The 7,152-nt window shown below is 67.0% G+C and carries 7 protein-coding genes and 1 pseudogene; 6 read left to right on the top strand and 2 right to left on the bottom strand.

The annotated features are described in order from the left end of the window. Positions 1–210 (bottom strand): annotated as a pseudogene (locus BST44_RS29705) (DUF4190 domain-containing protein); the annotation flags it as partial. 159 nt (positions 211–369) lie between these two features. Between BST44_RS29705 and BST44_RS23075 the strand changes: the two are divergent. From BST44_RS23075 to BST44_RS23050, 6 genes are read left to right on the top strand one after another with little or no spacing between them, the layout of a single operon-like run. After that, entirely contained in the window at positions 370–897 is a 528-nt protein-coding gene (locus BST44_RS23075; protein WP_065444895.1) for a general stress protein, read from the top strand. A gap of 53 nt (positions 898–950) precedes the next feature. Next, entirely contained in the window at positions 951–2,333 is a 1,383-nt protein-coding gene (locus BST44_RS23070) for an extracellular solute-binding protein (RefSeq protein ID WP_439330750.1), read from the top strand. Continuing rightward, positions 2,333–3,262 (top strand): carbohydrate ABC transporter permease, encoded by a 930-nt coding sequence (locus BST44_RS23065; protein WP_083179403.1) that lies wholly within the window; start codon positions 2,333–2,335, stop codon positions 3,260–3,262. Before BST44_RS23070 ends, BST44_RS23065 begins: the two co-directional genes overlap by 1 nt. Further along, on the top strand, positions 3,252–4,106 hold the full coding sequence (locus tag BST44_RS23060; RefSeq protein WP_083179404.1) for a carbohydrate ABC transporter permease: 855 nt from the start codon (positions 3,252–3,254) through the stop codon (positions 4,104–4,106). The genes BST44_RS23065 and BST44_RS23060 overlap by 11 nt, the downstream gene beginning before the upstream one ends. Before the next feature lie 6 nt (positions 4,107–4,112). Then, positions 4,113–5,291 carry an ABC transporter ATP-binding protein gene (locus BST44_RS23055; protein ID WP_083179394.1) on the top strand — a complete coding sequence of 393 codons (1,179 nt, stop codon included), beginning with the start codon at positions 4,113–4,115 and terminating at the stop codon, positions 5,289–5,291. Then, positions 5,288–5,881, top strand: a complete 594-nt coding sequence (locus tag BST44_RS23050) for a suppressor of fused domain protein (RefSeq protein ID WP_083179393.1) — start codon at positions 5,288–5,290, stop codon at positions 5,879–5,881. The genes BST44_RS23055 and BST44_RS23050 overlap by 4 nt, the downstream gene beginning before the upstream one ends. Before the next feature lie 112 nt (positions 5,882–5,993). Here the strand turns inward: BST44_RS23050 and corA are convergent, their stop codons facing one another. Beyond that, positions 5,994–7,097, bottom strand: coding sequence for a magnesium/cobalt transporter CorA (gene corA / locus BST44_RS23045; protein ID WP_083179401.1), 1,104 nt, complete (start codon positions 7,095–7,097; stop codon positions 5,994–5,996). Positions 7,098–7,152: the final 55 nt, after the last annotated feature.

The raw sequence follows: 7,152 nt of genomic DNA, 5'->3' as shown, positions 1-7,152 counted from the left end.
GTATTGGGGCGGGTAACCGGGCTGGTACTCGGCGGGATAGCCCGGTGGCGGATACGCCGGCGGCGGGTAGTCGGGGGGCGGCGGCGGTGCTGGCGGTTCCCACGGAGCCCCAGGCTGTTCCGGCGCCTCGCCGGCGGCGGGAGACGGTTCGGCCTGGTCGTCGTGGGCGCGTTCGCCGAAGCCATCGCCGGGCGCTGTCATGGTGTTCAACCTAGCCGATGCGTGGGTGGCGATTCGGCCGCGAAGCGGCGTGCGTCGCCGCGCTGCGTCGGACGCCGCCGCCTTTTCCTCAGGTCGGGCCGGCGCCCCTGGATAGGCTAGAAGGCCCCGAGATGTGAGGTTGGCCAGGGCGGAGGAGAATGAGCACCAATGACTAGTCCTTTCCAGCCCGGTCAAGTTCCCGGCGCCACGCCCCCGGGCGCGGCGGCCGGTCGGCGCGGGGTCCCCTCGCTACCGACACCGCCCAAGGGCTGGCCGGTCGGGTCCTACCCCACCTACGCCGAGGCGCAGCGCGCCGTGGACTACCTCTCCGAGCAACAGTTCCCGGTTCAGCAGGTGATCATCGTCGGCGTCGACCTGATGCAGGTCGAACGCGTCACCGGCCGGTTGTCGTGGCCCAAGGTGCTCGGCGGTGGCGTGCTCAGCGGGGCATGGCTGGGCCTATTCATCGGGTTGGTGCTCGGCTTCTTCAGCCCGAACCCGTGGGCCGCGCTGGCGACGGGTCTGGTCGCCGGCGTGTTCTTCGGGTTGATCACCTCCGCCGTGCCGTACGCGATGGCCCGTGGCACAAGAGATTTCAGTTCGACCATGCAGTTGGTCGCCGGCCGGTACGACGTCCTCTGCGATCCGCAGAACGCGGAGAAGGCTCGGGATCTCTTGGCGCGCTTGGCAATCTGAGGCCACGCGCAGTTGTGAACTCGGTGGTGAATCGTCACGGGCGTCTGTGCCGGATGGGCGTCATCGCGTTGGCGACGATCACCATCGCCGCGGCGGTGCCGGCCTGCGGGTCCGTCCCCAGCGGCCTGGTGATCACCTTCTTCACGCCGGCCACCGATTCGGCGTCCTTCAGCGCGGTCGCCCAAGAGTGCACCCGGCACATGGGAGGCCGGTTCGCCGTCCAGCATGTGAGCCTGCCGCGGGGACCCGGCGAACAGCGGGTGCAGCTGGCGCGGCGGCTGAGCGCACACGACCGCGGGCTCGACGTGATGGCGCTGGACGTGGTGTGGACCGCGGAGTTCGCCGAGGCGGGCTGGGCACTGCCGCTGTCCGACGACCCCGAAGGCCGGGCCGAGACAGATGCCACCGTTGACACCTTGCCCGGCCCGCTGGCTTCGGCCCGCTGGAAAGGGAAGCTGTATGCCGCACCCGTCATCACCAATACGGAATTGCTATGGTATCGGCCCGATCTGGTGGGTCAACCGCCGCGGGACTGGGACGCGATGGTGGCCGAGGCCACCCGGCTGCACGCCGCGGGCCAGCCGGCCTGGATCGCCGTGCAGGCGAACGAGGGCGAGGGCCTGGTCGTCTGGTTCAACACGCTGCTGGTGAGCGGCGGCGGTCAGGTGCTCTCCGAGGACGGCCGCCGGGTCACCCTCACCGACACACCCGCGCACCGGGCCGCGACCGTCCACGCGCTGCGCATCCTCAGGTCGGTGGCCACCGCCCCCGGGGCCGACCCGTCGATCACCCGGACCGACGAAGGCACGGCGCGGCTGGCGGTCGAACAGGGCAAGGCCGCACTGGAGGTCAACTGGCCCTACGTCCTGGCGTCCATGCTGGAAAACGCCGTCAAGGGCGGGGTCCCCTTCCTTCCGCTGAACCGGGATCCGGCGCTGGCCGGCAGCATCAACGGCGTCGGCACGTTCGTGCCCAGCGACGAGCAGTTCCGCATCGCCTACGACGCCAGCCAGAAGGTCTTCGGCTTCGCGCCGTATCCCGGTGTGGCTCCGGGCCGCCCGGCCAAGGTGACGATCGGCGGGCTGAACCTCGCCGTGGCCAGCACCACGCGCCACCGCGCGGAAGCCTTCGAAGCCGTGCGGTGTCTGCGCAGCCTGCAGAGCCAGAAGTACGTGTCGATGGAAGGCGGCCTGCCCGCGGTGCGGACGTCGTTGTATTCCGACTCGCAGTTCCAGGCCAAGTATCCGATGTACACGATCATCCGCCGGCAACTCACCGACGCGGCCGTGCGGCCGGCGACGCCGGTGTATCAGGCATTGTCGCTGCGGTTGTCGGCGGCGCTGAGCCCCATCACCGGGATCGACCCCGAGCGGACGGCCGACGAGCTCGCCACCCAGGCGCAGAAAGCCATCGACGGCGAGGGGCTGTTGCCTTGATCGCGACAGCAGTAGAGGGCGAGCGGGTGGCCGTCGCGCGGCATGCGCGGTCGCGAAATCGGCTATCGGAGCGGCGACTTGCGCTTGCGCTCGTCGCGCCGGCGGCGATCCTGATGTTCTCGGTCACGGCCTACCCGATCGGTTACGCGGTGTGGCTGAGCCTGCAGCGCAACAACCTGGCCATGCCCGACGACACCGCCTTCGTCGGATTGAGCAACTATCAAACGATCCTGACCGACCGTTACTGGTGGACGGCGCTGGCCGTAACCCTCGGCATCACAGTGGTTTCCGTGTCGCTCGAGTTCGTGTTGGGCCTGGCGCTGGCGTTGGTGATGCACCGCACCCTGGTCGGCAGGGGCGTGGTGCGCACCGCGGTGCTCATCCCGTACGGGATCGTCACGGTGGTCGCATCGTACAGCTGGTACTACGCGTGGACGCCGGGAACCGGTTATCTGGCGAACCTTTTGCCGCACGGCAGCGCGCCGTTGACCCAGCAGATCCCGTCGCTGGGCATCGTGGTCCTTGCCGAGGTATGGAAGACCACGCCGTTCATGTCGTTGCTGCTGCTGGCCGGGCTGTCGCTGGTGCCCGAGGACTTGCTGCGGGCGGCCCAGGTTGACGGCGCCGGGCCGTGGCGCCGGCTGGTGCGCATCACGTTGCCCATCATCAAGCCGGCGGTCGTGGTCGCGTTGCTGTTCCGTACGCTGGACGCCTTTCGCATCTTCGACAACATCTACGTGCTGACCGATGGCGCCAACAACACCGACTCGGTGTCAATCCTGGGTTATGACAACCTATTCAAGGGATTCAACGTCGGATTGGGCTCGGCGATCAGCGTGCTGATCTTCGTCTGTGTGGGCATCATCGCGCTCGTCTACATCAAGGTGTTCGGCGCGGCGGCGCCCGGTGGTGGTCTCGATGGTCGGTGAACGGTCATGGGCCGGGGGGCGCCGCGCCCCGCGGACGGTGGCGTGGGCGGTGATCGACACCGTCGTGGTGGTGTACGCGCTCCTGCCGGTGATGTGGATTCTCAGCCTCTCGCTCAAGCCGACGTCAATGGTCAAGGACGGCAAGCTGATCCCGTCGTCGGTGTCCTTCGAGAACTATCGAGGCATCTTCCGGGGCGACCTGTTCAGCTCGGCGCTGATCAACTCGATCGGGATCGGTTTGACCACGACCGCGATCGCGGTGGTGCTCGGCGCGATGGCGGCGTACGCGATTGCGCGGCTGGCCTTTCCCGGCAAGCGGGCGTTGATCGGTGCCACCCTGCTGGTCACCATGTTTCCGGCGATCTCGCTGGTCACTCCGCTGTTCAACATCGAACGCTTCGTCGGGCTGTTCGACACCTGGCCGGGCCTGATCCTGCCCTACATCACGTTCGCCCTTCCGCTTGCCATCTACACGTTGTCGGCGTTCTTCCGGGAGATTCCCTGGGATCTGGAGAAGGCGGCCAAAATGGACGGCGCCACTCCGGCCCAGGCCTTCCGCAAGGTGATCGTGCCGCTGGCCGCGCCCGGGGTGGTGACTGCCGCGATCCTGGTGTTCATCTTCGCTTGGAACGACCTGCTGCTGGCGCTCTCGCTGACCGCGACGAAATCGGCGATCACGGCGCCGGTGGCCATCGCGAATTTCGGGGGCAGTTCGCAATTCGAGGAGCCCACCGGGTCGATTGCGGCCGGCGCGGTCGTGATCACGGTCCCGATCATCGTTTTTGTTCTAATCTTCCAACGACGAATCATCGCCGGGTTGACCTCTGGCGCTGTGAAGGGATAGCGCGCGATGGCCGAGATTGTGCTGGACCATGTCAGCAAGAGCTACCCGGACGGCGCCACCGCGGTGAGCGATCTCAGCATCACCATCGCCGACGGCGAGTTTCTCATCCTGGTCGGGCCGTCGGGGTGCGGCAAGACCACGACGCTGAACATGATTGCCGGCCTCGAGGACATCTCGTCCGGTGAGCTGAGCATCGGCGGCGAACGGATGAACGAGAAGCCGCCCAAGGATCGCGACATCGCGATGGTTTTCCAGTCGTACGCGCTCTACCCGCACATGACCGTGCGGCAGAACATTGCATTCCCGCTGACGCTGGCGAAGATGAAGAAGGCGGAGATCGCCAAGAAGGTCGAGGAGACGGCACGAACCCTCGACCTGACCGAGCTCTTGGACCGCAAGCCCTCTCAATTGTCGGGCGGGCAACGACAGCGGGTCGCGATGGGCCGGGCAATCGTGCGGCAGCCCAAGGCCTTCCTGATGGACGAGCCGCTGTCCAACCTGGACGCGAAGCTGCGCGTCCAGATGCGTGGCGAGATCGCCCGGTTGCAGAAGCGGCTCGGCACCACGACCGTCTACGTCACGCACGACCAGACCGAGGCCATGACGCTGGGGGATCGGGTGGTGGTGATGCACGCCGGAATAGCGCAGCAGATCGGCACACCGGACCAGCTTTACGAAGAGCCGGCCAACCTCTTCGTCGCCGGATTCATCGGCTCCCCGGCCATGAATTTCTTACCGGCCACGTTGACGCCGATCGGTCTGACGTTGCCCTTCGGGGAGGTGATGTTGACACCGGAAGTCCGCGAGGTGATCGCGCAACACCCGCCACCGAAGAACGTCATCGTCGGGGTGCGGCCGGAGCACCTGCAGGACGCCTCGTTGATCGACGGGTACCAGCGGATCAGGGCGCTCACGTTCGAGGTGAAGGTGGACTTGGTCGAGTCGCTGGGGGCCGACAAGTTCGTGTACTTCTCCACCGCGGGGTGGGCGGCGCGCTCCGCGCAACTCGACGAGCTGGCCGCGGAGGCCGACGCACACGAAAACCAGTTCGTGGCAAGGGTTCCCGCGGAATCCAAGGCGGCGATTGGACAGTCGATCGAGCTGGCGTTCGACACCACGAAGCTCGCCGTTTTCGATGCCGACTCCGGGGCGAACCTGACCGTTGCTGCGGCGCAGCGGCGGTGAGCCAGATCCTGGACCAGGTGCGCGCGCATCTGCGCCGCCACTTCACCGATGCCGAACCCGATTCGGCGAGCGTCACCTTCCTCGGTGCCGAGCCCATCGAAGTGCTGCGTTTCCGCGGGAGCGACCGCGTGATGCATTACGTGTCGGTGGGCTGCTCGCGCTATCCGATGACCGACCCGACGCAGGTCGTCGACGACCGCACGCGCGGGCCCCGCGCCGAAGTCGTGCTGCGCCTGCGCGATCCCGGCCCGGTCACCGGTATCGCCCGAAGCCTCGCGGTACTCGCGGCGACGCCCGCCGTCGAGGGTCTGGTGCTGACGGCCGACGCGTTGGTCGATCTCGGCTCGCCGCTGTGGGCAAGGGCGGCGGGACGGGTGCCGTTCACCGCGGTGTTGTTGGGCCCCGGCGAGATCGACGATCTGCCGCTGGAACCACCTTACGACCCGGTGCGATTCCTCTCGGCGACCCCCGTCACCGCGACCGAGGCGGCCTGGGTGCGGCTGAAGGGCGCCGAAGCCATGCGACAGGCGTGGGAGAACGACGGCGTCGACGTGCTGAACCCGAATCGGCCTGCCGCACAACCGAGCTGAACCGGTCGAGTGTGCGGTCAAGGCGTTCAGGGTGTACCCAGGGCGATTAAATCGCAAAGACTCGACCCTGGTTGCACACTCAAATCCCCAGGCGCACAACGGAATAAGCGGGCTACAGCCAGTTGTTGCGCCGGAATTGGAAGTAGAGCACCAGGCAGGTCAGCGTCATGGCGGCCATGACGCCCGGGTATCCCCACGTCCAGTTCAGCTCGGGCATGAAGTGGAAGTTCATCCCGTAGATCGCGGCGACCATCGTGGGGACCGCCAAGATACCGGCCCACGCCGCCATCTTGCGCATGTCGTTGTTCTGCTGCATCCCGACCCGCGCCAGCGCCGCCTGGATCAGTGAGTTGAGCATGTCGTCGTAGCTGGCGATGTGGTCGGCGGCCTCGGAATGGTGGTCGGCGAGGTCGCGCAGGTAGCGCCGCACCTCTTTGGAGATGAGGTCCTTGTTCTCGATCTGAATCCGGTGGAACGCGCCGGACAGCGGGTTGACGCACCGGCGAAGTTCGACGACCTCACGCTTGAGCAGATAGATCGGTTCGACGTCGATCTTGCGGCCCGGGGCGAACGCCACTTCCTCGATGCTGTCGATGTCGGATTCGATGAGGTGGCTGACCACCAGGTAGTGGTTCACGACCTCGTGGGCGATGGCGTGCATCACCGCGTACGGGCCCAGCCGCAGCTGCTCGGGGTCCGACTCCATCCGCTTGCGGACCTCGGAGAGCCCCCCGTGTTCGCCGTGGCGGACGGTGACCACGAAATCCTTTCCGACGAAAACCATCACCTCGCCGGTTTCGACGATCTGGCGGGCCTGCGCCACCGATTCGTGCGGCACGTAGTTGACCGTCTTGAGGACAAGGAACAGGGTCTCGTCGTAGCGTTCCAGCTTCGGCCGCTGGTGCGCGCACACGGCGTCCTCGACAGCCAGCGGGTGCATGCCGAAAAGATCCGCGACTTCCTGCATCTCGGTCTGATCGGGTTCGCGCAGTCCGACCCAGACGAACGCGTCGTGCCCGAGCGTTTCGATCTGGCGCACCTTCTCCCGCGCCGCGGCATAGCTGAATTTTCCGGGCAGCCGGTGGCCCTCGGCGTAGACGGCGCAGTCGACCAACGTGTCGTTGGGGGTCTGCGGCTGGGGATCCGGGCGTCGTTCGCGCGGCTCGTGCGCGAGCGGCCGAAGCGCTTCGGGCAGTGCGTCGAAACCCTGGAACACCTCCACCTCCGATCGCTGCGCAGGTCTGACCGGCGGTGCTCCATGCTACGCGTCC

This window comes from Mycobacterium scrofulaceum, from assembly GCF_002086735.1.
Taxonomy (GTDB): domain Bacteria; phylum Actinomycetota; class Actinomycetes; order Mycobacteriales; family Mycobacteriaceae; genus Mycobacterium; species Mycobacterium scrofulaceum.
Note: the sequence above shows the minus strand (reverse complement) of the source record. Positions and strands in the feature narration are given on the sequence as shown.